Origin of the sequence: Streptomyces arenae (assembly GCF_022343545.1) — a bacterium.
GTDB classification, from domain to species: domain Bacteria; phylum Actinomycetota; class Actinomycetes; order Streptomycetales; family Streptomycetaceae; genus Streptomyces; species Streptomyces humi.
Genome location: NZ_JAKQYH010000088.1, coordinates 73,434 through 99,253 on the forward strand (window position 1 = coordinate 73,434; position 25,820 = coordinate 99,253).

Consider the following 25,820-nt stretch of genomic DNA (forward strand, 5'->3'; position numbering starts at 1 on the left):
CTGCACTTAAGTCCGGCCGACCTGCCGGGGAGAGTTTTATACCAGGAACGCGGTTCCCAGGATGTTTTTCACCCCCCTTGCTAGGTTTGTCAGGGAGGGGTGTGAGAGGGGAGGCCGAGTCCCGAGTCGACAACCGAGGTGACGGCGGACTCATGTCACGAGGATACGTATGGCAGGAGCCGTGCCATACGCAGCACCCAGATGAGGGTTGGCGGGTCTGCTGACGCCTTCGTCGGACCATTCGAGGGCCGCAGGCAGGCACGATCACCAGTCGGCCCCCCATGCCGGTGGCGATGATGGGGCACGGGCTACGGGCAGGTGTGCGCCTCACCGCCTGCAACGAAATGTGCTGCCGCCGCGGACAGACCATCCTCTGGTGTTCCGGGACGATTGTCAGTCCGCTGTGAAGCGAGCGGAAGGCGACCTTCCGCGCCTCGGACGCGAGGAATCTGCTTCCGCGGAGCACGTTTGCTGTGAGCAGGGATCAGACAGCAGCGAAGTACGCAGCCTCCGGGTCGGAGGGGAGTCGGCGTCCGGTGCCGTGCCTGCTCCACACGGATGAGCAGTTGTTGCTGATGGCGCGCGGCAAAGAAAGCGTGGAGTTCTTCCTATCGCTGAGCGGACGGGCACGTGGCGACCCTGTGCCCGTGCCAACGAAACGCGCTGTCTGGCAGCTGGTCTGACGAATGATCAGGTTGCGATGCTGGAGGCCATGAGGTTCTGGTCCGCGCTGATGGAGGCGAGCAACGCAACCTCCTCACGGCGCAGGCCGGCCACCCGTCGTGGTTGTTCGCTGGTGGTGGGGAGGCCTACGTCGGCTGGGCTGAGGCGGGCACGCCGTGCTTTGAGGAACTCGCCCAGCTTATTTAGGTGCAGGTCACGACTCATGCTTCCCAGAATCGCACGATGTCCAGATCGATGAGGGAGAGACCTTGTCCCTGGACATCCTGCTCTGGAGAAGTAGGAGAGATCCTTCGCCGGGATTCGGCGTGGCGGGCGCAGTTGCAGGGGAGAAGCGGCGCGGGGGCCGGGGATGAGGGTTGAGTGCGGTGACCTGGGGATGTCGATGTCGGTGATCTCGCGGCCACCTTCGTGGCAGAACGTGTGCAGTCGAGCACCCGTGGTCTATACGCCGGCTGACTGTCAGTCCGTCGGCGGTTCAGCGGCATGTGGCGGGCACGATCCAGGGGATCTTCGTTTTGCCCGGGAGGATGCCAGACGGCCTGCCCATGCGCATGCGGCATGGGCAGGCCGGGTTGGGGGAGGGGATTAGCTGTTCAGCGCCTGCTGCAGGACATGGCTGTCCGCGGCCTGCACCAGGCCGGCGATCTTGCCGTCCCGGATGGTCCACAGGTGGATGAATCGCACATCCGCCTTGTTCCCGGTCTTGGTCTCGGCGTGGTAGTGCCCGAGCACGAAGACGTGGCCATGGTCGTCCGTGTAGTAGTGCTCGGGGACGGATCCGAATGACTCGTAGTTCGGCCTCATCGGGCCGAAGAAGTCACGGGCCACGTTGTCCCAGCCGTGGTAGATCCCACCGTGGGGGAAGCCGGGCGTGATGTCCCAGACGAAGTCTGGTGTGAGGATCTCCGCGGTGACCTCCGGGGCCATGCCGGATTCATAGAGGCGACGGACGAGGGTGATGTTCGCGGAGTCGGACATGGGAGCTCCTTCGGCGGGGGCAGCGGGCAGGGAGATGCCGGAAATCAGGCGGCGACGGCGGTGATGCCGGCCTTGAAGATCGAGGCGACGCGGGCGACACGGGCGCCGAGGGCTTCAGCGGTGGTTATGTCGGCCTTGTGGACACCCTCGGGGCCGGTGTCGGTCGGGGTCTGGGCGCCGGCTCCGAGGAAGTAGCCGAGACGGTTGACGTCGTTCTCGCTGCCTGTGGTGCTGCCCCAGCCGGGCAGCAGGCCGAGGTTGACCCAGTGCATGCCGTGCTGGGCGGCCAGAGTGGAGAAGTAGCCGAGGGTGGAGGACTTGTCGCCGCTCTTACCGCCGGAGTTGGTGAATCCGGCGGCGATCTTGTCGGTCCAGCCCTGGACGGACCACCGCTGGCTGGTGGCCTCGGCGAAGGCGTGGAAGGCTGCCGAGGCGGTGCCCATGTAGGTCGGGGAACCGAAGATGATCGCGTCCGCGTTGTCCAGCTGAGCCCACTGCTCCTCGGTGATCGTGTCCACGGGGATCGGGACGACCTGGGCTCCGGCCTCGTCCGCGCCGCGTGCCACGGCCTCGGCCAGGACGGCGGTGTGGCCGTAGCCCGAGTGGAATGCGATAGCGACGACGGGACGGTCAGAAGAAGACATGGTGGTGTAGCTTTCCGGGTAGTGAATCAAGGTACGCAGCCAGCATGGCATCGGACACGAGCGGTGTGAGGGGGAAGAATGCGTACCCCGGCTGAGCATGCCCTGGGAAGGCGCTCTCCCCTGTAGGACAACATCCCACCCCCAACGTGATCTACTGCAATGCCCTTAGCTTTTGTGAGTGCGAGTTCCCGGAAGCACGGCAAGCGGTCGTGCTTCGGTGAGTGCGTTGGGCCGGGCGTCAGTTGCTTTCCTCTTGCGGAGCGTTTCCCGCGGTGCACGAGGGCCCACACGAGCAGGGCGATGCAGCGAAAGCCGGTGCCCTGCCAGGGAAACGGCGGCTGGCGTGTGCTGTGGCCGTTGGATGGACCGACGACCGATCGCGGCCGGGGTGTGGTTTTGTCCTCTGTGGCTGGCTTCTTTCCGGCTGAGGCTGAACGGGGGCATTGGCCTCGGCCCCTTGAAGGCTTCACAGGGAGCTGCAGGGTCGGCCGAGGAGTAGCCGCTGATGGTGCATCAGAAGTCTGCTGCCGGCTCTACGCGATGACCTGTCAACTGTTCGTTGGCGACGGCACGTCCGGTAGCGGGCGCGGTACGCGCCCGCGTATCTATCCCCGCGGGTTCTGCGCCCGCCAATAACCTTTCCCATTGGAGAGAGGAAAAGAAGGGAAGTCTCCTCTCCTCCGGTGGGGTACCTGCAGGGGATAGATTCCTCCCCCCTTATCTCGATGCGGATCCGATGCCCTCGGAGCTATCGTCTCTAGCGTCACCTGCCCAGACATAGGAATCGACGGAGAGTATTTTTACTGACGATTCAGTAGGCGAGGACGCTCGGAACGGGTTGGTCGGGAGCCCTCCCCGGCCCGGCACGCGGGTGCTGCTCGTCACAGACTGCCTCCAGGAAGGCGACTTCGTCCCCAACGGGTCGGCTTGGACTCATCCCGCGTGCGACTCCCCCCCCGGGTCATGGCTCTGGCGGTCGTCTGCAGACGTGGACAAAGAGCCCCTCTTCCCGGTGTAAGAGGGGCGGAGTCGCTCACTGGGACTTCCAGTGGGATGACGCGACCGCCGGAAGGCACGCTTGTTCTGCCAGGATCGCTGAAAGCATCAGCAGGGGCGGGGTGCTTCACCGTTGGTCGAACCGGGAAGTCTGCCTGCGCCCAGGCGCGACCGGTGAAGGCCCTGGAAGAGCCTGGCTGATGAGGACATGGCCGTGGATCAAGTTGAAAGGTTCGACGCGGCGCGATCTTCTGCGGGTCCCAGATAGCTTCCGGGGGTGAGACGTCGGTCCACAGCGGGCCCGAGCCTGCCTTTGGCCATCGACCCCCCTGGCTTCGGCCGGAGCGGTCTGTACGAGCCGCGACAAGATCAGGAAAACTCTTCTTCAGGAGGCGTCGATGGCCCAGGACTTGGGCGAAAAGCCGGTGGACCCGCAGACGCCGGCTGGAAGTCGGCACAGGGTGCGCGTTTCTATCGCCGCGCTGTTGCTCGGCATGCTCATCTCGGCACTCGACCAGACCATTGTCTCCACCGCGCTGCCGACGATTGTCAGCGACCTCGGCGGGATGAGCCATCTGTCCTGGGTCGTGACCGCCTATTTGCTTGCCTCGACTGCGGCGACCCCGCTGTGGGGCAAGCTGGGCGACCAGTACGGGCGCAAGAAGCTTTTCCAGGCCGCGATCGTGATCTTCCTGATCGGATCGGCGCTGTGCGGCCTGGCACAGAACATGTCCGAGCTGATCACCTTCCGTGCGCTGCAGGGCCTCGGCGGGGGCGGCCTGATGGTCCTGTCGATGGCGATCGTGGGCGATATCGTGCCGCCTCGGGACCGGGGCCGCTACCAGGGCCTGTTCGGTGCCGTGTTCGGCGCCACCAGCGTCCTCGGGCCGCTGCTCGGCGGCCTGTTCGTGGACCATCTCAGCTGGCGCTGGGTGTTCTACATCAACCTGCCCGTCGGCGCCGTCGCCCTCCTCGTGATTGCCGCCGCGCTGCGCACCCCGGTCCAGGCCGTGAAACACCGGATCGACTATGTCGGCACGTTCCTCATCGCGTCCGTCGCGACCTGCCTGATCCTGGTGACCTCGCTCGGCGGCAGGACCTGGGGATGGGCATCGGCCCCGCTGATCGGAACCGCCGCCCTGGGCACCGTGCTGCTCGTATGGTTCCTGCTCGCCGAGCGCCGAGCCGCCGAACCGGTGCTTCCGCTGAAGCTGTTCCGTATCCGTACGTTCACGCTCTCCTCAGCGATCAGCTTCGTGATCGGCTTCGCGATGTTCGGCGCGATGACCTACCTGCCTACGTTCCTGCAGATCGTGCGGGGTGTGTCACCCACCATGTCGGGTGTGCACATGCTGCCGATGGTCCTCGGGCTGCTGCTGACGTCCACGGCCTCCGGCCAGATCGTCTCGCGCACTGGACGCTGGAAGATCTTCCCTGTGCTCGGCACCGCCGTCACCACCGCGGGGCTGTTGCTTCTGCACCGGCTCAAAGAATCCTCTGGCGACATCGAGATGAGCCTGTACTTCTTCGCCTTCGGCCTCGGGCTCGGCCTGGTCATGCAGGTGCTCGTGCTGATCGTGCAGAACGCGGTGTCGTACGAGGACCTGGGCGTCGCCACCTCGGGAGTCACATTCTTCCGGTCGATCGGCTCCGCGTTCGGCGTCGCCGTCTTCGGCACGATCTTCACCAACCGGCTTGACGACAAGCTGAACGGCGTTTTCGCGGGCACGGCACACTCAGAGGCGGCCGCCGCGCTTGAGGCCGACCCGCGAGCCATGGCCGGACTGCCGCCCGAGCTGCGCCCGTCCGCGCTGCATGCGTACGCCACCTCGATCACCGACGTGTTCCTCTACGCGGCCCCGATCGTCCTGCTCGCCTTCGCACTGACCTGGTTTCTTAAGGAGGACCGACTGCGCGGCTCGGTCACCGCGCCCGACATGGCGCAGACCATCAGCGTCCATCCCGTGCACCGCTCCTCGCGCGAGGAGGTGCACCGGGCCCTGTCCGTGCTCGGGTCACGAGAGGGGCGGCGCGGCCTCTACGAGAAGATCACCGCTACAGCTGGATACGACCTGCTGCCCGCCTCCAGCTGGCTGCTGCTGCGGGCGCTGCGACCGGAAAGATCCCTGTCACCGACGCGGCTCGCTGAGTACAGCCAGCTGCCGTTGGCGGTGATCGAGACCGCTGTGCTGCAGATCGAAGAGCGGCATCTGGCCAGACGCGAGGGTATCGACCTGGTACTCACCGCAGAGGGGCGCGAGGCGGCGGCGAAGCTGGCAGCGGCCCGCGAGGACACTTTCACCGAACTGCTCGGCGACTGGTGGGGGCCCGACCGTCCGACCGACCTGGTCGAACTGGTCGAGGCGCTGACATCGCAACTGCTGGCCTCCAATGGGGAGCGGCTGCAGGCCGTGGTACCCCAGGATCGCAGGCACCAGGAATGATCCCGGAGCGCTCAGGGGCGGCAGGATGCTGGATGTGTGGCTCGGACACGTCGGTGACGCGACTGGCCGGCGCTCGGCGGTGGTGTGGCTGACCTGGAAGCGCTGCTTTCTGGACCCCTGCAGGCCGGGCGGGCGGGGAAAACCACGGGGGCGTGGTGACGGTGACGGAGCGGGTACGAAGGCAAAGCCGACGCGGTCGGGGGGGGGAGCGGGATGGTCCCCATAGATCCCGCGCCTGTCTCGCCCAACGGTCGATAGGAAACGCGAACAATCTCATCCCTGGAAGCAGGCGTACAGGGTAAGGATCTCTGCCTCTCAGCCAGGCTGCACTCCGTGCCAGGCTGAGTACGTGCGTCGGCGATCCGTCGGTGTCGCCCTGATATGCGAGCAGTCGTCGTGCTCTCCCGCTGTTGTCCTCCGATGAAGACCCTCCTGCCTCGGTTCGCCTGTGAACCGTACGGGACTGGAAGCAGGCGAGGCTGCAGCACTCCGCCGACAGCTACGTCGCCAACAGGTCTTGAACTTCTCGTCGGTACGACTCAGCACCTTGCAACAGCGGTAGGAGATGCACCCAGGATGCCCGAGCAGGACAAACAGGTCACCTGGGCGGAGTTGTTCTTCGACCTGGTGTTCGTCGTCGCGGTCACCCAGGTGGCCAGCCTCCTGCATGCGGACCACGACTGGCGTGGGGTCGGGCAGGCCGTGGTGGTGTTCATCCCCATCTTCTGGACCTGGGGCGGCACCACGATGCACGGCAACACGCATGACCTGGACCGGACCTTTGAGCGTCTGGGCGTGTTCACGGTCGGGCTGTGCGGCCTGTTCATGGCGCTGGCCCTACCGCAGGCGTACGGTTCGCGCGGGCTACTGTTCGGCGCCAGCTACTGGGCGGCCCGCCTGGCGCTGTGCGTCCTGGCGCAGCGCCACTACCGCGCGGTCGTGTTCAACCCCTACACCGCCAGCGCTTTCATCACGGGACCCCTGCTCCTGGTCGGCGGGTTGATCCACGGCAACACTAGGGTCGCGTTGTGGGCTGCAGCGGCAGGGGTGGATCTGATCGTGCCCTACCTGACCCGTGACGGGCTGACCCGTATCTCCTTCGAGCCGCACCACCTGTCCGAGCGCTACAGACTGTTCCTGCTCATCGCTCTCGGAGAGTCCGTCGCGGCGATCGGAGTCACGGCCTCGCACCATCCGATGACGGCGGCCCGGCTCATCATGGTGGCCGTGGCCTTCGTGGTGGCCTGCGCCCTGTGGTGGGTCTACTTCGCGTTCACCGCCGACGGGATCCGGCACGCGCTGCGGAACGCTGAGGTCACTATTGACGTGATCCGCACCGTGCTGGCGTACGGGCATCTGGCGTTCGTCGCCGGCATCATCGTGATCTCGACGGCCATCGGTGAGATCATCCCGCAGCCACTGGCTCACCTGCACACCGCCACCGCAGCCCTCCTGTTCGGCGGCACAGCGCTCTACCTGGCCACGTTCGGATACACCCGTTGGAAGACCGCCCACAGTCTGGCCACCTCACGGCTTGCCGCCGCCGCGCTCTCTCTGGCGTTGCTGCCACTGGCCACCCATATTCCGGCACTTGCCTCGCTGACTCTGCTCGCCATGGTGCTGATCTCCCTGAACGTGGTGGAGGCGCTGGTCGTCTCGCGCGTGAGGCTGAGGGCACAGGCCGAGAGCAACGCCCGTCCCTCGGCCGATCCGAGCCCAAGCTGACTGGTCATCGACCGGCCTTCTGACAGGCCGTGTTCCACGCCCACTGCATCTGCTACCTGCGCTCACCGCGTCGACATCCCAAGGAACGAGTATGGTGACCGACCTCCACCTCACGTCCGGTAACTCGGCTGACGCGCTCATCATCGGCGGAGGCCCCGGCGGGCTCTCCGCGGCCCTGTACCTGGCCCGCTACAACCGCAACGTGCTGGTCTTCGACACCGGGCATGGCCGCTCCACGCATCACCAGACCAACCACAACTACCTGGGCTTTCCTGACGGCATCGCCACTGTGGGGCTCCGCGAGCTAGGGCGGGAACAGCTTGCCCGGTACGACAACATCCGCTTCGTACACCACCGCGTCACAGCCGTCAGCGGTGACGCCGACCGAGGATTCGTGGCGACCGCTCAGGGCGGCCACTCATGGCACGGTCGAGCGGTCGTACTTGCGACGGGGGTGCTGGACCACTTTCCTCACTTCCCCGGCTGGGAACAGTACGTCGGCCGCAGCATGTTCTGGTGCATCACCTGCGACGGGTACGAGAACCGCGGGCGGGACATTCTCGTGGTCGGGCACACCGACGCCGCTGCGGGCGAGGCGATGCAGTTGCACAGTCTGACCGACAGGATCAAGTTGCTGACCAACAGCGAGACCAACCAGATCAGCCCTCGATTCCAGCAGCGACTGGAGAACGCCAACATCCCCGTCATCCACGATCACATCCGAGCGGTGGAAGGGTCCGAGGGGTACCTGACTGCAGTGATCACGCGTAACGACCAGCGTCTGGAGCTCGACTCGCTGTTCAGTATTCAGGGTGCCACCCCACCCCGGAGACCGGCCTGGCATCGCAGCTCGGAGTGAAACTCGCCGGCAGCGGCTGGATCGACGTTGACACTGAACAGAAGACCTCGGTACCGGGCGTCTATGCCGCCGGAGATGTCACTGCACTCGCACCAAGTGACCGCCGCCGTACACGAGGGTGCCCAGGCGGCCTCGGCGGCGAATTACTTCCTGTACCCGCCGGAGCTCAAGGCTGACTGAAGGGCGTAGTGATCTGCCACATACAGCCGCTGGACAACGTTCCGGACGGAACCTCTTCCAGATCCTCGGCGCCGTCGCCGACTTCGAGCACGCCCTTGGCTCTGTTCACCGAGAACCGACAGCAGCTGTTGACGAGTTCGAGTTTGGACAGCACGTGACCCGCTCAGGAATCGAACAGTTCATGATTCCGGGCAGCACAGGCCCTTCTGGATTGGCGTGGTCAGCGGATGTCAGGAGTGATGTCAGTCGACGACATGCTGGGGAGACCGTCTGCGCCTGACGGGTGCTCGGTGGCGGCCGAGGTGGCGAGGAGTCGCAGGGCGTCGTCGTCGGGGGTGCCGAGGGTGGCGCTGTAGGCAGTCAGGGTCAGCCCCGGCAGGGCCGGTAGTTCCATGGCGTCGAAGTCGAGGGTGAGGTCGCCGACGGCGGGGTGGTGGAACGCTTTGCGGTCGGTGTGGTGCAGGCGCACGTTGTGCTTGGCCCAGGCGGTGCCAAACTCCTCGCTGCGGGTGACGAGTTCGCCGATCAGCCCGGTCAGCTCGGTGTCGTGGGGGGCGCGGCCGGCTTCGGTGTGCAACAGGCGACGGTGGTGTTGACACCCGCCTCCCAGTCGGGGAAGAAGTCGCGGCCTTCGGGGGTGAGGAACTGGGCGCGGGCGATGTTGGTGGTCTTCGCGGTGGGGTCGGGGAACAGGGGGCGTAGAGAGCGCGGCCGAGGGGGTTGGTGGCGAGGATGTCGAGTCGGCCGTTGCGGATGAAGGCCGGTGAGTCGGTCATGGAGGCCAGGACCTGCAGGACGCTGTCGGGGACGGCTGCGGCCGGGCGTTTGGTGCGGTGGGTGGGGCGTTTGGCGGTGGCGCGGGCCAGGTCGAACAGGTGGGCGCGTTCGGCGTCGTCGGGCTGGAGGGCGTTCGCGACGGCGTCGAGGACTTCTTCGGAGGCTCCGGCGAGGTGGCCGCGTTCGAGGCGGACGTAGTAGTCGATGCTGACGCCGGCGAGGAGGGCGACTTCTTCACGGCGCAGGCCGGGCACGCGTCGGTTGCCGCCGTAGGCGGGCGGCCCGGCCTGCTGCGGGGTGATCTTGGCGCGGCGGGAGGCCAGGAATGCGCGGATGTCGCTCTCGGTGCCTTCCACGCTAAGCCGGACGGCGCAGACGTGGGGGGTCCTGTCAGTACCTGCAACAGCAGACCCTTCTCCGTCTCCTTGAGCTGGGGGTTTCCTCGATATCAGAGGCCGTCGGCGGCGTCGGGGGCCGGTCCACTCGTTCGATCAAGGAGGTCCTCCTCATGCCGAAGCAGTCCGCGCCCCAGGCGCTTGCGGGAATCGCCCCGAAGCTGGTCGAGGTCACCGACGAGGTTCTCTTCGGTGACGTCTGGGAGCGCCCCGGGCTGTCGCCGCGCGACCGGAGCCTGGTGACCGTGAGCGTCCTGGCGGCGCTGTACCGCAGCGAGCAGTTGGGCTACCACCTCGGTGTCGCCCTGGACAACGGGCTAAGCGTGGCGGAGCTGTCGGAGGCGATCACGCATCTGGCGTTCTACGCCGGCTGGCCCAACGCGATGACCGCGGTCACGCAGCTGAAGAAGATCGCCGACGAGCGTTCCGCCTGACCTGGGCGCGAGCGGCGCGACGACGCCCCGCACGACCGGTGGGGCATGTCGAATCAACGGAAGGAACGAAATGGTTGCCGACGGATTTGAACAGATGTTCCCCCTCGGGGAGAAGAACGACGCCTACGCGCAGTACTTCATCGGCCAGAGCTACCTGGCTCCGCTCGCCTCGGGGACCGTTCCCGTCAGCAACGTCTCCTTCGAGCCGGGCTGCCGCAACAACTGGCACATCCACCATGGCACGTCGGGCGGCGGTGACCAGATCCTGCTGTGCACGGCGGGCAGCGGCTGGTACCAGGCCGAGGGCGAGGACCCGGTCAGCCTGGAGCCGGGAACGGTGGTCCGCGTCCCTGCGGGCACCAAGCACTGGCACGGCGCGAAGGCCGACTCGTGGTTCTCCCACGTCGCCTTCATCACGCCGGGCCAGAACCTCAGCAACGAATGGCTGGAGCCCGTCACCGACGAGGTGTACGGCAAGCTGCCGAAGAACGGAGCGAACGCATGACCGTCCTGGAAGAGACCTACACGCTGGCAGACGGCGTCGAGATTCCCAGGCTGGGGCTCGGCACCTGGTTCATCGACGACGACAAGGCGGCCGACGCGGTCCGCGCAGCCGTCCGGATCGGCTACCGCAACATCGACACCGCCCAGGCATACGGCAACGAGCGCGGCGTCGGCGAGGGCGTGCGCAGTTCGGGTGTGCCCCGCGAGGAGCTGTTCGTCTCGACCAAGCTCGCCGCGGAGATCAAGGACTACGACCGGGCGCTCGCGGCAGTCGACGGCTCTCTGGAGAAGCTGGGCCTGGACCGCGTCGACCTGATGCTGATCCACAGCCCGCAGCCGTGGGACGACTTCCGCGGCGGCGACTACGCCGAGGGCAACCGCGAGGCGTGGCGTGCCCTGGAGGATGCCCACCGGGCAGGCAAGATCCGGTCCATCGGCGTGTCCAACTTCCAGCAGCACGACTTGGAGAACATCCTGTCGGGCGCGAGCGTCGTCCCGCATGTGAACCAGTTGCTCGTGCACGCCGGCAACACCCCCTCCGACCTGCTGGCCTACTGCGAGAGCAAGCAGATCCTCGTCGAGGCGTACTCGCCGATCGCCCACGGCGCGATCCTGAAGAACGCCGAAGTCCAGGCGATGGCACAGAAGTACGGTGTGTCCGTCCCCCAGTTGTGTATCCGCTACACCCTGCAACTGGGCGCGGTGTCGCTGCCCAAGACGGCGAAACCCGAGCACATGCGCTCCAACGCAGAGGTCGACTTCGAGATCTCCGGCGACGACATGGACGTCCTGCGCGACCTGCGCGACGTGGACTACGGCGAGCACAGCGCCTTCCCCGTCTACAGCGGCAAGTGACGCCAGGCCAACGCCCCCTCGCGCCGGCACGGGCCGGCCACGGCGCACCGGACCGGATCGCGCGCCGCGCCGTCAAAACCCTGCTGGGCCCGTGACCACGGCCCCGATACGAGGACCTACCGCCATGCGCCGCACCGGGCTCAGCTGCCCCGGCAGCGAAGCCGCCGTGCCGCCCCGGACCGGCGCCGCGGGTGCGGCGCTGGCGGCCGCGGTCCTCGGCTTCTTCGTCATCACCTTCGACGCCGTCGTCGTCAACGTCGCCCTGCCCTCGACCCGGCACCGGCCTGCAGTGGGTCGTCGACGGCTACACCCTGATGTTCGCCGCGCTGCTGCTGTCCGCCGGATCCCTGGCCGACCGCATCGGCGCCCGCCGCGCACTGGCCCCGGGCTTGGCGGTGTTCGCCGCCGCGTCGGCCGCCTGCGGCCTCGCCCCGTGCCTGGGCACGCTGGTCGCCGCCCGCTTCGTCCAAGGAACGGCGGCCGCAGTGATGATGCCGGCCTCCATGGCGCTGATCGGCCACGCCTACCCCGATGCGCGCCGCCGGGCGCGGGCGGTGGCGATCTGGGCCATGGGCGGCGCGGTGGCGTCATCCTCCGGCCCCGGGCTCGGCGGACTGCTCCCCGAGCTGTCCTGGCGGTGGATCTTCTTCATCAACCTGCCCGCCGCGGCGGCGGCCCTGCTCCTGCTCGCCCGGGCCCCCCGCTCGCCCCACCAACGCGTCCCCCTCGACTGGGCCAGGCAGATCACCGCAGTGATCGCGATGGGCGCCCTGACCTACGGGGTGATCGAGGCCGGCAGCGCCGACTTCACCGCGCCGCGGGTGATCGCGGCGTTCGTGGTGGCCGCCGCCGCGAGGCGGGAAGGCCCAGGATCGGGCCGATCCGTGCCGGGCCGAGTTTGCGGGCGGTCCGCAGCCTGCAGACGCGGGTCTCGACAGCGGCGGACGTCCGGTGCGGGGTCGTTCGGGGCTGGCTGGAACGGTCGCTGAGACCCGCGTCTCCCTCGGCTCGCCAGCGGCGGACCCATTTGTGGGCCGTGGGCCGGGATATCCCCATCTCCGTAGCGACGTGCGCAACGGGTCGACCTGCGAGGACACGCTCGACCAGGATCCGCCTGCCGTGAACGGTCAACCGAGCATTACGGTGGGACACGAAGATCTCCGTGCGGTGTGTTCCTAGACAGCTCCACCACATCGGAGGTCTTCGCCACGTGCAAGACCCGCCAGTGTCAACAACGCTCGTGATCAATACACCTAGGTCGTGCAGCTGATCACTCCACCATCGACCCTCCGGACAGACGGACTTCCTCACTGTCCAGATCGGCCTGCAGACGGCGCAGGACCGTGTCGTCAATCTGGAGTTCGTCACGGAGGCGGATGACGGTGGCGCGTCTGTGGGCGATGAGGGCTAGGTGCAGTGCGGTGTAGTCCTGGTGCATGAGCACCGCCGGGTCGTCCTCGGCGCCCGACCTGCGAGCCCTCGCGGAGGCGAGGCGACCCGAGTACTCCTGGCGCAGCCACTCCACGGTCTTCGGCCCGGTCCCCAACTCGGCGGCGAGCTCGGGCATCGCCTTCAGCGCGTCCTCGATGGCGGTGGTCGCGGCGAGGTTGTGCTCCTCGTCGACCGAGGTGTCGGGCGGCAGCTTCGCCCAGCGCACCGCCGCCGGCAGCAGCAGCCCCTGGGTCACCAGCGTCACAAGGATGACACCAGAGGTGACAAAGATGATGAAGCTGCGGTCGGGGAAAGGCTCGCCCGAGTCGAGTGTCTGCGGGACGGAGAGGGCCACGGCGAGGGATACCGCACCCCTGAAGCCTGCCAATCCGCTGATCACACGCGCCCGGTGACTGACCCGGAGCAGGCGCTGCTCGGGGCGGCGGTCAAGCAGGCGAATCAGGTACGCGGAAGCGAACAGGAACGCGAAGCGGACGGCGACGAGTACGGAGAAGACGGCACCCACGGCGATCAGCGCGTCCTTGAGGTCGGCGCGACCGAGATCGCGAACCGCATACTGCAGCTCCACGCCTACCAGGACGAACAGTGCACCGTTGATGATGAACGTGGTCAGTGACCAGAACGCCAGCGCCTGGGTGCGGTGTTCTGCGCGGATGATGCGAGGGGCGACCTGGGACATGATCAGGCCGCAGGTGACCACTGCGATAACTCCGGACGCCTCGACAAGCTCGGCCAGAAGATACGCAGTAAAGGGCGCCAGGATCATGACCAGGTTACCCAGCAGCGGATCATCCAGGCGGCGCCTCACAATCGTGTTGGCCCAGGCGACCGCTGCTCCGGCGACGGCTCCGCCCCCGTAGGCGAGCATGAACAGCCCGCCGACATGCGGAAGGCTCAGGTGTTCCTCGCCGACCGTGATACCGACGGCAAGACCGTAGATGACGAGGGCCGTCCCGTCGTTCACCAGACTCTCCGCACGCAACAATGTGACGTGGCGGCGCGGAAGGGCGCGGGCCAGGACTCCGACGGCTGTCGCGTCCGTGGGGGCGACAGCTGCGCCGAGCACCCAGGCAGGGCCCCACTGAAGGCCGAGGGCATGCCCGGCCGCGGCAACTGCCCAAGCCGTGAAGATGACGAGGACCGTGCTCATCAGCGCGATGCCACGCAGGTTGCTGCGCATCTCTCGCAGGGAGGTGGTGATGCTTTCCCAGTGCAACAGCACTGGCAGGAAAAGCAACAGCACGACCTCTGGCGGAAACTGAGCCTGCCGGATTTCCGGGATGAATCCCAGGGCCGCCCCCGTCACGAGTAGGGGAATCGGCGGCGCGATACGGAAGCGCTGTCCGATGGCGTTGCCCACCAGCACGGCCACGCCCAAGACCACGACGAATTCAAGACCGTGCACGGCAATCTCTCCTGGAGGGGGTTACGGAGTCGTTCCCGCGCAAGATCGTCGACCTCAGCCGGAAGAACGGCATCCAGGTGGAGGCGTACAACCCGCTCACCAAGGGCTGCAATCCGCAAGGTCAGGGTCAGTCCCAGTTGCATCCGCAACGAGTGCTCTGGGCCTTCCGAGTGGTTGCACGGCCAGAGGTCGAGGAGTCTGGGCGCTGCCAGTGTTCAACTGCGCCGAATGCTCCTTGGTGACGGTGTCCACCGGATAGGAGGCGCTGTCGGTTGCGGCTCCGCGCACCACGCCGTCGATGGTCGCCATGAGGTCAGCGCGGCCCGAGCAGGATGCGTTTCGGCGGTTGCAAGGGGGCATGGCGACAGTGCTCCTGGAAGGGCGTTGCGGTTCCGCCACCAGCCTTGCATCTGATTCGGGCACTGTGAGGGGTAAGAAATCTTCCCCCCGCATGCCCTGGGAGAGGGTACGCGATACGCAATCTTCAAGTAACCGAGGAGTTGCCGTCGAAGCTGGCGGTCCATGCGGCCAGTAGACGCAGACCGTCATGGCTGGGCGAGCCGGGCTCGGCGGTCCATACGGTGAGGTGCTGGTCGGAAGTGCTGTTGAGGGTGAGGGTGTCCCACTTGAGGGCGAGGTCGCCGGCGACGGGATGGCGGAGGGCCTTGGCGCCGATGGTGGCTGAGGTGACCTTGTGGCTGCCCCACCACGTACGGAAGTCGTCGTCTCGCACGGATAGCTCGCCGACCAGCGTGGCCAGGTGCGGGTCTCCAGGATGCTTGGCGGCCTGTGCCCGGAGCATGGCCACGCACAGGCGCGCGACGCTGTCCCAATCGGCACACAGGGTGCGCATGGCGGGGTCGGTGAACAGGACGCGCACGAAGTTACGGTGCTTGTGGGGAATCTGGGAGAAGTCGGTGACCAGGGCGGCGCCGAGGGTGTTCCAGGCAAGGATGTCCATGCGGCGGCCCATCACGATGGCTGGTGTGAAGGCGAGGTCGTCGAGCAGCTGTTGCAGTACGGGAAGGGTCTTCTGCACTCTGTGGCGGCGCGGCAGATCAGTGCCCTTCCCAGCCAGCTCGAAGACGCGGTCTCGCTCCTCGTCGCTGAGGTGCAGGACCCGTGCCAGGATCTGCAAGACCGGGCCCGTGGGCGGGATACGGCCCTGTTCGATACGGGTGTAATACTCGGTCCTGACCGAGGCGAGCTGGGCGACTTCCTCCCGACGCAACCCCGGAACACGTCGCGTGCCGGTGCCGGGAAGGCCAACGGTGCGGGGACTGAGTTCGCCGCGGCGGTTCTTGAGGAGCTCGCCCAGCTCCTTGAGGTGGGCGTTGCTGGTCATTAGGCCAGTGTGCACCCGGGGCGAGTCCAGCTGAAGGAGAAAATATTTACCTAGGACAACGAGTCCCAGGATATTTTCATCGCCTCCAAGGAACGTCGGGTGCGTGTTGTGGTCGTTTGAGACCGGGCCGCATGCCCACGGTCCCCGTCTGGAGCACGGGCTGGCCAAGCGGCAGCTCTGACGCGCGGACCGGAGGAGCGATGATCGACCCCGCTGCCCGACAGCCGTCCTGCCGACTGATCAGGCGAGGATGCTGGAAGAAGTGAGGTCCTGGTCCGCGGCCCAGGAAGCGAGAAGCCGCAAGCCGTCATAGGAGGGAGAGCCGGGAGCGGCTGTCCAAGCGATGATGTGCTGGTCGGGATCGCCTGCGCAGCCGAGGGCGCTCCATCCGAGGGTCAGCTCTCCGACGACCGGATGGCGCAACCTCTTCGTCCCCAAGGTCCTGGCGGCGACATGGTGCTCGGTCCACCACCGCCTGAACTGCGAATCCAACGTCGACAGCTCGTCGACCAGGGCAATCAGCTGCGGATCCCCCGGGTAGCGGGCGCTCTCCATGCGGAGCTGGGCGATACCCAGGAGGGCGACCTCTTCCCAGTCCACGTACAGGTCTCGCAGCGCAGGGTCAGTGAACAGCATCCGGATGTAAACCCGGCGAGCCTCCGGGATACGCCCGAAGTCGGCGAACAGTGCGGCGCCCAGCTGGTTCCAGGCGAGCACGTCGGTACGACGGCCGACGACGACCGCAGGGCTCGTGCCGAGGTCGTCGAGGAGGAACTGCAGCTGTGGATCGACCCGCTGCCGGGTCGTGTGAGGGGGCAGCTCGTTCTTGGCGGCGAGTTCGAAGAGGTAGGTGCGCTGGTCCGCATCGAGTCGGAGCACCCGGGCGAGGTCGGTCAGCACAGGAGTGGATGCCTGCAGCCGCCCCTGCTCGATCCGCGCATAGTACTCGGTGCTGATAGACGCCAGCAGCGCCACCTCCTCGCGGCGCAGCCCGGCGACTCTGCGCGGCGGCTCGGTTACAACAGGGAGTCCTACGTCGGCTGGGCCGAGGGCCGCACGGCGTGCTTTGAGGAACTCACCCAGCTCGTTCAGGTGCAGGTCACGACTCATGGTTCCCAGAATCGCACGATGTCCAGGCACATGAGAAAAGACTCCGTGCCTGGACATCTGATTGTGCAAACAATGGCCGGCATTCGTCAGGGCGCCGATTGGTCTACGGCGCACGACGAGAAGGCCCTGCCCTTGCCAGCGCATCGAAGAGATGGCGCGACCGCACACCTGCCGGTCGAGCGTCGGCCGAGCTGCTCTGTACCGTGCAGGGGGCGGCTGACAGGAGGACGGACCTCAGCTGTTCAACGCCTGCTGCAGCACGTGGCTGTCCGCGGCCTGCACCAGTCCGGCGATCTTGCCATCTCGGATGGTCCACAGGTGGATGAACCGTACGTCCGCCTTGTTCCCGGCCTTGGTCTCGGGGTGGTACTGCCCGAGCACGAAGACGTGACCGTCGCCGTCCGTGAAGTACTGCTCGGGGACGGAGCCCAAGGCCTCGAAGTTCGGTCGCATCGGGCCGAAGAAGTCACGGGCCACGCTGTCCCAGCCCTGGTAGACCCCGCCGCCAGGGAAACCGGGCGTGATGTCCCAGACGATGTCGGACGCCACGGTCTCCGCGATGACTTCAGGGGCCATACGGGATTCGTGGAACCGACGAACCAGGGTGATGTTCGCCGAGTTGGGCATGGCGAGCTCCTTCGACTGCGGGCGGTTGTTGGCGGGATACTGAGAATCAGGCGCTGATGCCGGCGAGGCCGGCCTTGTAAATGGCGGCGACGCGGGCGACGCGGCCGCCGAGGGTTTCGGCGGTGGTGATGTCGGCCTTGTGGACGCCCTCGGGGCCAGTGTCGGTGGGGGTCTGGGCGCCGGCGCCCAGGAAGTAGCCGAGACGGTTGATGTCGTGCTCGCTGCCCGTGGTGCTGCCCCAGCCGGGCAGCAGGCCGAGGTTGACCCAGTGCATGCCGTGCTGGGCGGCCAGAGTGGAGAAGTAACCGAGGGTGGAGGACTTGTCACCGCTCTTGCCGCCGGAGTTGGTGAACCCGGCAGCGACCTGGTCCGTCCAGATCTGGACGGACCACCGCTGGCTGGTGGCCTCGGCGAAGGCATGGAAGGCCCGTCGAGGCGGTGCCCATGTAGGTGGGGGAGCCGAAGATGATCGTGTCCGCTTCGTCCAGCTGGGCCCACTGCTCGTCGGTGATCGTGTCGACGGGGATCGGTATGCCGTTCGATGCATTGAAAGTCATCCTCGTCAACAAGTTTCAGATTCCGGGGGATCAGATCACCGAGGACGCCAGGCCAACCGATATCGGCCTGGGTTCCCTGGCATTCGTCGAGCTCTCCCTCATCCTGGAGAAAGACCTTGACATAAAGGTCAGCGACGATGAACTGACAGACGCATCGACTCTGCGTGACATCGCGGCATTGATGAAAGAGCGCAGCGCTATGACCTGACGTCCAGGTCCGAGATGACTGTCACACATTTCGGCGAGTGATCTGCCCGGCCGGGACTGGCACTACGCCCTCCCGGCCGGGCCCCAAGGTGATAGCGGCGCCGTTCTGGCTGAGCAAATGAGTTCCTCACCAGGAGCAGCCCTCAAGGTGACGTCGAGGCCAGTCGACCACGAGGCGGCACCCGCCACACTTCCCGTGCGGGTCAGACGTCCTGCAGGCTGCGCGCCAGGGACGGATCCGCCATACGTCAGGTGCGCGACGCCGCGTTCGGCCGTCGGCGTGTTCCCGTCGGCAGGCGCTGACGAGAACGGCGCACACACAGCTCGTATCAACGCGACTTGTCGTGGGTGTTGCCGCCCGAGTCGCCGACTGGCGCAGGGTCAGGATGCGGCACCGCTGGCGGCGGCCGTCGTCCTCAGCGGTCCTCGCCGGCCCAGAGCCCAGACGGCGAGGGCGACCACGGCCAGGGATGCGCCGGCAGTGCACACGGCGTTCCAGCCGCCGTGTGCCCACAGCAGGCCGGCCGCCGCCGATCCGATGGCGCCGCCGACGAAGTTGCCGGTTACGAAGGCTGTGTTCAGGCGGCTGCGGGCCTCATGAGAGACGGCGAAGAGGCGCGCCTGGTTGAGAAGATTAAGCGTTTGGACCGCCACGTCCAGCACGACGATGGCCACGATGACGAGCAGCACCGAGGCACGGGCAGCGGCGGCGATACCGAAGGCGATCAGCGACAGTGCGCAGGCGGCGCCGGTGGCGGGCAGCGACCAGCCGCGGTCGTGCAGGAGCCCCGCGCGCTGCGCGGCCAGAGCCCCCGCCAGCCCGGCCAGGCCGAACAGACCAATCACCGACACCGGGTAGGAGAAGGGTTCACCGCTGAGGAGGAAGGTCAAGGCCGTCCAGAACATGGTGAACATGGCGAAGCCGCTTGCTCCGAGCGCCAGGGTCCACCGCACGGCAGGCTCTTGGCGCACGGTCCGGCCGACCGAGGCGATCAGCGCGGGGTAGGACATGCGGGTCTTGGGCGGCACCGGTGGAATCGCCCGGTACAGCAAGGCGGCGACCAGGACGGCGGCGATGGCGGCGGTGGCGAAGATGGTGCGCCAGCCGGCGTACGCGGCGACCAGGCCGCTGACGGTGCGCGAGACGAGGATGCCGGTGAGCAGTCCGGAGACTACGGTGCCGACCACGGCGCCGCGGTGGGCGTCGTCGGCGAGGTCCCCGGCGAGTGGGGTGAGCAGTTGGCCGGCCACGGTCGTCATCCCCAGCAGCGTGATGGCGGCGGCCAGGGCGAGAAAGGACGGGGCGGCGGCGCAGGCAGCGAGTGCGGCGGCCGAGCAGAGCATCATCACCGGGATCAGGCGCCGGCGGTTGAGGATGTCGCCGAGCGGGACGATCAGCACGATGCCGAGCGCGTAGCCGATCTGGGTGGCGGTGACCAGCCAGCCTGCGGCGGCCGGGGAGGTGTGCAGGTCGTGGGCGATGAAGTCGAGCAGGGGTTGGGCCCAGTACAGGTTGCCCACAGCCAGTCCGCCGGCGAAGGCGAACAGCAGGGTCAAGATTCGGGTCATGGCCTGCTGCCGGGCGGTGGACGGCGGGCTGGATATGAGAGAGGAGGGCACTGGCACGTCCTTCGCGGTCGGAGGGTGGTCAGGCATCGAGCGGTTCGGCGTAGGTGCGAAAGACCGGGCGAGAATCCACATCAGCGGAACGTTGATCACGACGCCCCGCGCGGGTTGCGTGAGGGTGATGCAGTCTGGCCCACTGTGCCCGCGCGGGAGCGCGCGAGGGAGAGCCTGGCGGTGGGGGTAAGAGCAGTACCCCCCTCGCTCCTTGCTGCACCGGCGGAGATCGGATGTCGTTGAAGGTGACGTCACCGGTACTGCCCGTTGCTTGCCGGCAGTCACCCAAGCCCGTACGCCGCTCGGACAGGCCCGTACGCCGACCCGGACACCGGCCCATTGGACCGGGACCCATCTACCCAAGGGAGAGGAGCAACAGATGAAGACCAGGACCATCGGAGCACTTGAGGTGTCCGCCGTCGGATTGGGCGCCATGGGATTCAGCCACGGCTACGGACCGGGCCCCGGCGAGCCGGAGGCCATCGACCTGATGCGCCAGGCGTTCGATCTTGGCTGCACCTTCTTCGACACCGCCGAGGTCTACGGAGCCGGCGCGAACGAAGAACTCGTCGGCCGCGCCCTGGCGCCCATCCGCGACCAGGTCGTGCTCGCCACCAAGTTCCATCCGAGCACCATCGACCACGAAGCCGGGCTGGGCAAACAGATCCGCGCCCGCCTCGACGCCTCCCTGTCCCGGCTCGGAACCGATCATGTCGAGCTGTACTACCAGCACCGCGTGCCCGACTGGCTGCCCGTCGAGGACGTCGCCGCCGTCATGGGAGAACTGATCGACGAGGGCAAGATCCTCGGATGGGGCCAGTCGCAGGCCACCGCGGCACAGATTCGCCGTGCGCACGCCGTGACGCCCCTGACAGCCATCCAGAACGAGTACTCCATCATGGAACGCACGTTCGAGAGCGATGTCATCCCCGCATGCGAAGCACTCGGCATCGGCTTCGTGCCTTTCAGCCCGCTCGCCAGCGGATTCCTCTCTGGCACCGTCTCCGCCGACGACCGCTTCACCGGCGACGACGTGCGCCGGGTCATCACCCGCTTCGAGCCGGACAACATGCGGGCCAACCAGCCCCTCCTCGACGTGCTCACCGCCTTCGCCCAAGAGAAGGGGGCGACCCCAGCCCAGATCTCCCTGGCATGGATGCTGCACAAGAAGGACTTCATCGTCCCCATTCCCGGCTCCCGCAGGCTCGAGCGCATCACGGAAAACCTCGGTGCGGCGGACGTGGAACTCTCCGGCGAGGAGTTCGACCGGATCGAGGCCGAACTCGCCCAGATCGACCTCCACGGCAACCGGACCGACGAGGACATCGCCAAGCTCCGGAACCTCGACTGACGCAACCACTCCGGCAACCGGCCCGGCCGCCGGCCCCGCTGGCCGGCATACGGTCCTCCGTGGTGGCGACCCACGGCCGCGAGGAGCTGTATCGCGCTCCTGACACGCACCCGAGGGGTCCGGTGGAACACCGCCCAAGCCAAGCACACCGCACCCATCGACGCCGCTACCGCGCCAAGGGGGTAACAGCAGGGACTCTCTCGTCTGCGGATCCGCTTCTACGCTGGAGGCGTGGACAACAGCAGCGAAATCCGCACGTTCCTCAGGAGTCGCCGGGACAGGGTCACGCCCGAGCAGGCCGGACTGCCCGTCTACGGGAACCGCCGGGTCAGTGGACTGCGCCGGGGCGAGCTTGCCATGCTGGCCGGCGTCAGCGTCGAGTACTACACCCGCATGGAACGCGGCAACCTCAGCGGCGTGTCCGACAGCGTCTTGGACGCCGTCGCCGGTGCCCTGCGGCTCAACGAGACCGAACGGGATCACCTCTACGCCCTGGCGCGGGCAGCCAACACCAGCCCGGCCCGTGCCCGACGGCGCAGCGTGAGGTCGACGGTGCGGCCCAGCATCGAGCGGATCGTGAACGGCATGCCGGACCTGCCGGCATTCGTGCGTAACAACCGCTTCGACGTACTGGCGGCCAACCCGCTCGCCCGGGCGCTGCACTGCGAGTGGTTCGACGGCGGCGTGGCGGAGCCCGTCAACACCGTCCGGTTCGTCTTCCTCGACCCGCGGGCCGCCAGCTTCTACGGCGACTGGGAGCGCGTGGCCCGCCAGGGTGTCGGATCACTGCGCGTGGAGGTTGCCAAGAACCCCTACGACCGCGAGCTGTCCAACCTCATCGGCGAGCTCTCCACCCGCAGCGACGTGTTCCGCAAGATGTGGGGGGCACACGACGTGCACGTCTACAACGAGGGGACGAAGCGGTTCCGGCACCCGGTCGTGGGTGACCTCGAGCTGGTCCATGAAGCCCTTGCTCTGCCCGCGCCCGGGGACACCGGACTGTCCATCACCGTCTACAGCGCCGAGCCCGGCACGCCATCCGAAGACGCACTCCGGCTCCTGGCCTCCTGGGCCGCAACCTCGCAAGACGCGTCTGTCGCCCCCGCAGACGCCGACGACCGCTGAAAGACCTCCCCGCCCGACCGTGCGCTGCCCCCGCCCTGGCCTGCGGGGAGCGTCGACAAGTGCTGCGCTCCTCGCCTCACCCGGCCGGTGAAACGGGGCGGCCAGCGCAGTCGGCGGATAGGCCCTGCAGCTGGCGAAGGCCGCAGGGCCGCGCGTGATCGCCGATGCCGCGCCGCAGGACGAACGGCTCGTCCGCGACCGCGGCGCTGGCAGCGGCTCGCCCGCAGGGCTGATGTCGCCGACCAGGCCAGCCAGGGCAGGGTTTTCGGCCTCACTTGGGCCCCTGGACCACACCGCTGAGGGCTACCGAATGGCCTCGCAATCCCCGGATACCGCGCCTGCGGGAGCCGGGGCATGCCGCTCACCGCACGTGGCCGGTCACCTTTGGCTATCGGGCCGGGGGAGGTCTGCGGCGTTCATGCCGGTGGCAAGCCGCGGCGTGTACTGCTCTTCGATCGCAGTGATCTCCTCGTCGGTCAGGGGCATGTCGAGGGCTGCGACGGCGTCCGCCAGATGATGTGCGCGCGCGGCTTGGATACACCGATGATCTGACCACCGGATTCGCCAAGACCCAGGCAGAGCGATCGTGGCCATGGACACGCCGCGCGCCTGGGCCACCGACTGCGCTGCCTGGATGATCTGCCGGTTCGATTCCTCTCAAGGCGGCCAGTTCAGGATGCGGAGCCGGCGCGCGGGGTGATCTCGATGGTCGCGGCCTGCGGGCCTGCGGACACCATGGGCGGCAGGTAGCTGCTGTCGGCGTACTTGGTCCGGTAGGCGGTGTCGATCCGGCCGCCCATCGTTGTGTCGGCAGGCTGGAACTCGACGTCATAGGTGATGCCGACCGCAGTGATCTGCCCGGCGCGCTGAGCCATCGCGGCCTGGTACCAGCGGGAGCAAGTCCCGTTCCATGCCCGCACGAACAGGCGCCCGTCCACCACCACCGACCAGATCCAGGTCGGCGTCCCGGTGGTGCTCCCATCGGGTCGGAACGGGGCGACATGCAGGTCGTCGCTGGCGGCGATGCGGTCGATGTCTTCGGTGGGCCAGCCGCTCATGGTCATGCCTTCCTTGTTCTGGGCGGTGGATCAGCGGACGGGGAACTCGAGGATGATGCGGCCACGTACGCCGCCGGCGTCCAGGAGCCGATGCGCTTCGGAGGCATCCGTGGCGGTCGGTACCGACCCGCCGCCTCCGGTGCGGACGCCCCCTCGGAACGAAAGGCGGCCGCGTCGTTCCCGGCGACGCGCTGACCGGCGGGCGGCCGTCGTGTCGCCTTGCCCGCCGGGCTACCAGGCGTACGCCTCGGGGGCCTCGCCACCGGGGCCCGGCCAGATCTCGTCGAGCGTCCAGAGAGTCTCGGGCGACAGGGACAGGTGCGGGGCGCGCAGTGATTCGGTCAGCTGCTCGGGGGTGCGGGGTCCGACGATGGTGGTGGCGACCGCCGGGTTGTGCAGCAGCCACGCGAGGGCGACGTCCGCGGGCCGCTCGCCGAGGTCCGCGCACAAGGCTTCGTAGCGTTCGAGCTGCGGCCGGTGCTGCTCGACGGTGGCCGGGAAGTCGGGGGACGAACGCCGACCGCTGTCGGCCTTGCGCAGGGCGCCGCCGAGCAGGCCGCCGCCCAGCGGGCTCCAAGGGATCAGGCCCAGACCGTAGTGGCGCAGGGCGGGGATCAGTTCGAGTTCGATGGCGCGGGCGCCCAGGTTGTACAGGCTCTGCTCGGACACGAGACCCAGGAAGTGTCGCTTGCCCGCTTCCTGCTGGGCGGTGGCGATGTGCCAGCCGGCGAAGTTGCTGCTGCCGGCATAGGTGACCTTGCCCTCGCGGACAAGTTGTTCCATGGCCTGCCAGATCTCGTCCCACGGCGTGGAGCGGTCGATGTGGTGCATCTGGTACAGATCGATGTGGTCGGTCTGCAGCCGTCGGAGGCTGGCCTCGGCGGCCCTGCGGATCTTGTAGGCCGAGAGGTATTTGTCGTTGGGGCCGGTACCCATGGGCTGGTAGAGCTTGGTGGCCAGCACGATCTTGTCGCGTCGGCCGTCTCCTTGGGCCAGCCAGCGGCCGATGATCTCCTCGGAGAGACCGTAGCCCTGTTCCATGTCGGGTGACTGCGGTCCGCCATAGACGTCGGCGGTGTCGATGAAGTTGATGCCTTCCTCGACGGCTCGGTCGAGGATGGCGAAGCCGGTGAGCTCGTCGGTGACCCAGCCGAAGTTCATGGTCCCCAGGCCGAGCTTGCTGACCTTCAGGCCGGTCCGGCCGAGGTGGTTGTACATCATCGTCACGGGTGATGCGTCCAATCCGGTAGGGCAGTGGACAGGGCGCAGCGCACGCAGCCTCAACGGGCCGGGGCGTGCCATGCCGGGACCCTGGAGGAACGGTCCTCGGCCGTGCGGGGCGCCGAGCATGTGCGGCAGGCCGGCGGGCGCGGCCGGGTCACTTCGGCAAAGGTCTGCCCGAAGCGAGCGCCGACCGGCCATGGCCGACTCGCGCCCCGTGCTGTGCAACGGCCGGCTCAGGGCTTGAGGAGTGCCTTGATGGCGCGCCGTTCGTCCATGGCCTGGTAGGCGTCGGCGACCTGTCCGAGCGGCAGGGTGAGGTCAAATACCTTGCCGGGGTTGATGCGGCCGGTGAGCACGCGGTCGATCAGGTCGGGTAGGAACTCGCGCACCGGGGCGGGGCCGCCGCGCAGGCCGACGTGGGAGTAGAACAGTTCGGTGCCGTCGATCGCCACGCCGTGGGGGACGCCGACGAAGCCGACGTTGCCGCCGGGCCGCGTCGAGCGCAGCGCCTGCTGCATCGCCTCCGGTGTGCCCACGCACTCCAGGACGCGGTCGGCGCCGATCCCGCCGGTCATCTCCTTGATGCGGGCGATGCCCTCCTCGCCGCGCTCGGCGACGATATCGGTGGCCCCGAACTCGCGGGCCAGCTCCTGCCGGGCCTCGTGCCGGGACATGGCAATGATCCGCGTCGCACCGAGTTCCTTGGCGGCGATGACCGCACATAGGCCGACCGCGCCGTCACCGACCACCGCGACCGTGTCGCCAGGCTGCACCGCGGCGGCGACGGCCGCGTACCAGCCGGTGCCCATCACGTCAGAGCAGGCGAGCAGACTGGGAATGTGCTCCTCGGCCGGCTGGTCGGGCGTGGCGACCAGGGTGCCGTCCGCGAGCGGAATGCGGATCCTCTCGGACTGGCAGCCTTCGGCGCCGACGAACTCACGGTGCAGGCAGTTGGTCTGGTAGCCGTTGCGGCAGTTGGCGCACGTGTTGTCGGAGGCGAAGAACGAGCCGATGACGAACTGACCCGGCTTCAGGGTCTTCACATCCGCGCCGACTTCTTCGACGATGCCGACGTACTCGTGGCCGAACGGGGTCGGCTGCTCGACCGGGTTGATGCCGCGGTAGTCCCACAGGTCCGAGCCGCACACACAGGTCGCGGCGGTACGGATGACCGCGTCGGTCGCCTCGATGATCTTCGGATCGTCGCGCTCCTCGAAGCGCACGTCCCCGGGGGCGTGGAGAACGGCTCCGCGCATGATGATGC

The 25,820-nt window shown here is 67.5% G+C and carries 21 protein-coding genes and 5 pseudogenes; 12 read left to right on the plus strand and 14 right to left on the minus strand.

The genetic code is table 11. The features are described 5' to 3' along the window. Positions 1 to 723: 723 nt before the first annotated feature. From MB828_RS41085 to MB828_RS41095, 3 genes and pseudogenes are all read right to left on the minus strand, one after another. Positions 724 to 888: pseudogene (locus tag MB828_RS41085) on the minus strand (transcriptional regulator); the annotation flags it as partial. A gap of 381 nt (positions 889 to 1,269) precedes the next feature. Continuing rightward, positions 1,270 to 1,662: a nuclear transport factor 2 family protein gene (locus MB828_RS41090; protein ID WP_301652610.1), complete on the minus strand. Its 393-nt coding sequence runs from the start codon at positions 1,660 to 1,662 to the stop codon at positions 1,270 to 1,272. A 44-nt stretch (positions 1,663 to 1,706) separates the two neighbouring features. Then, positions 1,707 to 2,306 (minus strand): flavodoxin family protein, encoded by a 600-nt coding sequence (locus tag MB828_RS41095; protein ID WP_301652611.1) that lies wholly within the window; start codon positions 2,304 to 2,306, stop codon positions 1,707 to 1,709. A gap of 1,394 nt (positions 2,307 to 3,700) precedes the next feature. On the opposite strand from MB828_RS41095, the gene MB828_RS41100 reads away from it, so the two are divergent. The 4 genes from MB828_RS41100 to MB828_RS46785 all read left to right on the plus strand — a co-directional run bounded on the left by MB828_RS41100 (position 3,701) and on the right by MB828_RS46785 (position 8,506). After that, a complete protein-coding gene (locus MB828_RS41100) occupies positions 3,701 to 5,746 on the plus strand; it encodes an MDR family MFS transporter (protein WP_301652612.1) in 2,046 nt (681 codons plus the stop codon). Positions 5,747 to 6,322: 576 nt separating this feature from the next. Continuing rightward, complete coding sequence (locus MB828_RS41105; protein WP_301652613.1) at positions 6,323 to 7,471, plus strand: low temperature requirement protein A; 1,149 nt, start codon at positions 6,323 to 6,325, stop codon at positions 7,469 to 7,471. A 91-nt stretch (positions 7,472 to 7,562) separates the two neighbouring features. After that, the gene (locus MB828_RS41110) at positions 7,563 to 8,330 is read left to right on the plus strand and encodes an NAD(P)/FAD-dependent oxidoreductase (RefSeq protein ID WP_343236240.1); all 768 of its coding nucleotides are present in this window, start codon (positions 7,563 to 7,565) and stop codon (positions 8,328 to 8,330) included. Then, positions 8,327 to 8,506, plus strand: coding sequence for an FAD-dependent oxidoreductase (locus MB828_RS46785; RefSeq protein ID WP_343236241.1), 180 nt, complete (start codon positions 8,327 to 8,329; stop codon positions 8,504 to 8,506). The genes MB828_RS41110 and MB828_RS46785 overlap by 4 nt, the downstream gene beginning before the upstream one ends. 224 nt (positions 8,507 to 8,730) lie before the next feature. Here MB828_RS46785 and MB828_RS47055 read toward each other — a convergent pair. Next, positions 8,731 to 9,643: pseudogene (locus MB828_RS47055) on the minus strand (helix-turn-helix transcriptional regulator). Positions 9,644 to 9,795: 152 nt separating this feature from the next. Here MB828_RS47055 and MB828_RS41125 point away from each other — a divergent pair. From MB828_RS41125 to MB828_RS46790, 4 genes and pseudogenes are all read left to right on the plus strand, one after another. Continuing rightward, positions 9,796 to 10,116 (plus strand): carboxymuconolactone decarboxylase family protein, encoded by a 321-nt coding sequence (locus tag MB828_RS41125; RefSeq protein WP_301652615.1) that lies wholly within the window; start codon positions 9,796 to 9,798, stop codon positions 10,114 to 10,116. Positions 10,117 to 10,186: 70 nt separating this feature from the next. Continuing rightward, positions 10,187 to 10,621, plus strand: coding sequence for a cupin domain-containing protein (locus tag MB828_RS41130; RefSeq protein WP_301652616.1), 435 nt, complete (start codon positions 10,187 to 10,189; stop codon positions 10,619 to 10,621). After that, a complete protein-coding gene (locus MB828_RS41135) occupies positions 10,618 to 11,475 on the plus strand; it encodes an aldo/keto reductase (protein WP_301652617.1) in 858 nt (285 codons plus the stop codon). The genes MB828_RS41130 and MB828_RS41135 overlap by 4 nt, the downstream gene beginning before the upstream one ends. Positions 11,476 to 11,789: 314 nt before the next feature. After that, positions 11,790 to 12,155, plus strand: a pseudogene (locus MB828_RS46790) (MFS transporter); the annotation flags it as partial. Positions 12,156 to 12,327: 172 nt separating this feature from the next. Here the strand turns inward: MB828_RS46790 and MB828_RS41145 are convergent. From MB828_RS41145 to MB828_RS41170, 6 genes and pseudogenes are all read right to left on the minus strand, one after another. Next, a pseudogene (locus MB828_RS41145) lies at positions 12,328 to 12,627 on the minus strand (helix-turn-helix domain-containing protein); the annotation flags it as partial. Positions 12,628 to 12,745: 118 nt separating this feature from the next. Beyond that, on the minus strand, positions 12,746 to 14,332 hold the full coding sequence (locus MB828_RS41150) for a Na+/H+ antiporter (protein WP_301652618.1): 1,587 nt from the start codon (positions 14,330 to 14,332) through the stop codon (positions 12,746 to 12,748). A 484-nt stretch (positions 14,333 to 14,816) separates the two neighbouring features. After that, on the minus strand, positions 14,817 to 15,677 hold the full coding sequence (locus MB828_RS41155) for a helix-turn-helix domain-containing protein (RefSeq protein WP_301652619.1): 861 nt from the start codon (positions 15,675 to 15,677) through the stop codon (positions 14,817 to 14,819). Positions 15,678 to 15,917: 240 nt separating this feature from the next. Further along, entirely contained in the window at positions 15,918 to 16,787 is an 870-nt protein-coding gene (locus MB828_RS41160; protein WP_301652620.1) for a helix-turn-helix domain-containing protein, read from the minus strand. A gap of 234 nt (positions 16,788 to 17,021) precedes the next feature. After that, entirely contained in the window at positions 17,022 to 17,414 is a 393-nt protein-coding gene (locus tag MB828_RS41165; RefSeq protein ID WP_301652621.1) for a nuclear transport factor 2 family protein, read from the minus strand. A gap of 46 nt (positions 17,415 to 17,460) precedes the next feature. Then, positions 17,461 to 17,941, minus strand: a pseudogene (locus MB828_RS41170) (flavodoxin family protein); the annotation flags it as partial. 4 nt (positions 17,942 to 17,945) lie between these two features. Here MB828_RS41170 and MB828_RS41175 point away from each other — a divergent pair. After that, positions 17,946 to 18,179 carry an acyl carrier protein gene (locus MB828_RS41175; RefSeq protein ID WP_301652622.1) on the plus strand — a complete coding sequence of 78 codons (234 nt, stop codon included), beginning with the start codon at positions 17,946 to 17,948 and terminating at the stop codon, positions 18,177 to 18,179. 380 nt (positions 18,180 to 18,559) lie between these two features. Here the strand turns inward: MB828_RS41175 and MB828_RS41180 are convergent, their stop codons facing one another. Continuing rightward, positions 18,560 to 19,747: an MFS transporter gene (locus MB828_RS41180; RefSeq protein WP_301652623.1), complete on the minus strand. Its 1,188-nt coding sequence runs from the start codon at positions 19,745 to 19,747 to the stop codon at positions 18,560 to 18,562. Between the two features lie 430 nt (positions 19,748 to 20,177). Between MB828_RS41180 and MB828_RS41185 the strand changes: the two genes are divergently transcribed. The 3 genes from MB828_RS41185 to MB828_RS41195 all read left to right on the plus strand — a co-directional run bounded on the left by MB828_RS41185 (position 20,178) and on the right by MB828_RS41195 (position 22,826). Next, positions 20,178 to 21,149, plus strand: coding sequence for an aldo/keto reductase (locus tag MB828_RS41185; RefSeq protein WP_301652624.1), 972 nt, complete (start codon positions 20,178 to 20,180; stop codon positions 21,147 to 21,149). Between the two features lie 231 nt (positions 21,150 to 21,380). Beyond that, positions 21,381 to 22,274, plus strand: a complete 894-nt coding sequence (locus MB828_RS41190) for a helix-turn-helix transcriptional regulator (protein ID WP_301652625.1) — start codon at positions 21,381 to 21,383, stop codon at positions 22,272 to 22,274. Between the two features lie 354 nt (positions 22,275 to 22,628). Then, on the plus strand, positions 22,629 to 22,826 hold the full coding sequence (locus tag MB828_RS41195) for a hypothetical protein (protein WP_301652626.1): 198 nt from the start codon (positions 22,629 to 22,631) through the stop codon (positions 22,824 to 22,826). Positions 22,827 to 22,945: 119 nt separating this feature from the next. Here MB828_RS41195 and MB828_RS41200 read toward each other — a convergent pair whose 3' ends face one another. The 3 genes from MB828_RS41200 to MB828_RS41210 all read right to left on the minus strand — a co-directional run bounded on the left by MB828_RS41200 (position 22,946) and on the right by MB828_RS41210 (position 25,812). Then, complete coding sequence (locus MB828_RS41200) at positions 22,946 to 23,332, minus strand: DUF2255 family protein (protein ID WP_301652627.1); 387 nt, start codon at positions 23,330 to 23,332, stop codon at positions 22,946 to 22,948. Positions 23,333 to 23,563: 231 nt separating this feature from the next. Next, entirely contained in the window at positions 23,564 to 24,553 is a 990-nt protein-coding gene (locus MB828_RS41205) for an aldo/keto reductase (RefSeq protein ID WP_301652664.1), read from the minus strand. Positions 24,554 to 24,789: 236 nt separating this feature from the next. Beyond that, positions 24,790 to 25,812 carry a zinc-dependent alcohol dehydrogenase family protein gene (locus MB828_RS41210; protein WP_301652628.1) on the minus strand — a complete coding sequence of 341 codons (1,023 nt, stop codon included), beginning with the start codon at positions 25,810 to 25,812 and terminating at the stop codon, positions 24,790 to 24,792. Positions 25,813 to 25,820: the final 8 nt, after the last annotated feature.

What these genes read in the sequence shown, in the direction of transcription:
- MB828_RS41160 (WP_301652620.1), bottom strand. Translation starts at nt 16,787, where the DNA reads ATGAGTCGTGACCTGCACCTGAACGAGCTGGGTGAGTTCCTCAAAGCA.
- MB828_RS41155 (WP_301652619.1), bottom strand. Translation starts at nt 15,677, where the DNA reads ATGACCAGCAACGCCCACCTCAAGGAGCTGGGCGAGCTCCTCAAGAAC.
- MB828_RS41110 (WP_343236240.1), top strand. Translation starts at nt 7,563, where the DNA reads ATGGTGACCGACCTCCACCTCACGTCCGGTAACTCGGCTGACGCGCTC.
- MB828_RS41135 (WP_301652617.1), top strand. Translation starts at nt 10,618, where the DNA reads ATGACCGTCCTGGAAGAGACCTACACGCTGGCAGACGGCGTCGAGATT.
- MB828_RS41130 (WP_301652616.1), top strand. Translation starts at nt 10,187, where the DNA reads ATGGTTGCCGACGGATTTGAACAGATGTTCCCCCTCGGGGAGAAGAAC.
- MB828_RS41105 (WP_301652613.1), top strand. Translation starts at nt 6,323, where the DNA reads ATGCCCGAGCAGGACAAACAGGTCACCTGGGCGGAGTTGTTCTTCGAC.
- MB828_RS41165 (WP_301652621.1), bottom strand. Translation starts at nt 17,414, where the DNA reads ATGCCCAACTCGGCGAACATCACCCTGGTTCGTCGGTTCCACGAATCC.
- MB828_RS41195 (WP_301652626.1), top strand. Translation starts at nt 22,629, where the DNA reads ATGCCGCTCACCGCACGTGGCCGGTCACCTTTGGCTATCGGGCCGGGG.
- MB828_RS41185 (WP_301652624.1), top strand. Translation starts at nt 20,178, where the DNA reads ATGAAGACCAGGACCATCGGAGCACTTGAGGTGTCCGCCGTCGGATTG.
- MB828_RS41095 (WP_301652611.1), bottom strand. Translation starts at nt 2,306, where the DNA reads ATGTCTTCTTCTGACCGTCCCGTCGTCGCTATCGCATTCCACTCGGGC.
- MB828_RS41180 (WP_301652623.1), bottom strand. Translation starts at nt 19,747, where the DNA reads ATGACCCGAATCTTGACCCTGCTGTTCGCCTTCGCCGGCGGACTGGCT.
- MB828_RS41175 (WP_301652622.1), top strand. Translation starts at nt 17,946, where the DNA reads ATGCCGTTCGATGCATTGAAAGTCATCCTCGTCAACAAGTTTCAGATT.
- MB828_RS41200 (WP_301652627.1), bottom strand. Translation starts at nt 23,332, where the DNA reads ATGAGCGGCTGGCCCACCGAAGACATCGACCGCATCGCCGCCAGCGAC.
- MB828_RS41125 (WP_301652615.1), top strand. Translation starts at nt 9,796, where the DNA reads ATGCCGAAGCAGTCCGCGCCCCAGGCGCTTGCGGGAATCGCCCCGAAG.
- MB828_RS41205 (WP_301652664.1), bottom strand. Translation starts at nt 24,553, where the DNA reads ATGATGTACAACCACCTCGGCCGGACCGGCCTGAAGGTCAGCAAGCTC.
- MB828_RS41210 (WP_301652628.1), bottom strand. Translation starts at nt 25,812, where the DNA reads ATGCGCGGAGCCGTTCTCCACGCCCCCGGGGACGTGCGCTTCGAGGAG.
- MB828_RS41100 (WP_301652612.1), top strand. Translation starts at nt 3,701, where the DNA reads ATGGCCCAGGACTTGGGCGAAAAGCCGGTGGACCCGCAGACGCCGGCT.
- MB828_RS41090 (WP_301652610.1), bottom strand. Translation starts at nt 1,662, where the DNA reads ATGTCCGACTCCGCGAACATCACCCTCGTCCGTCGCCTCTATGAATCC.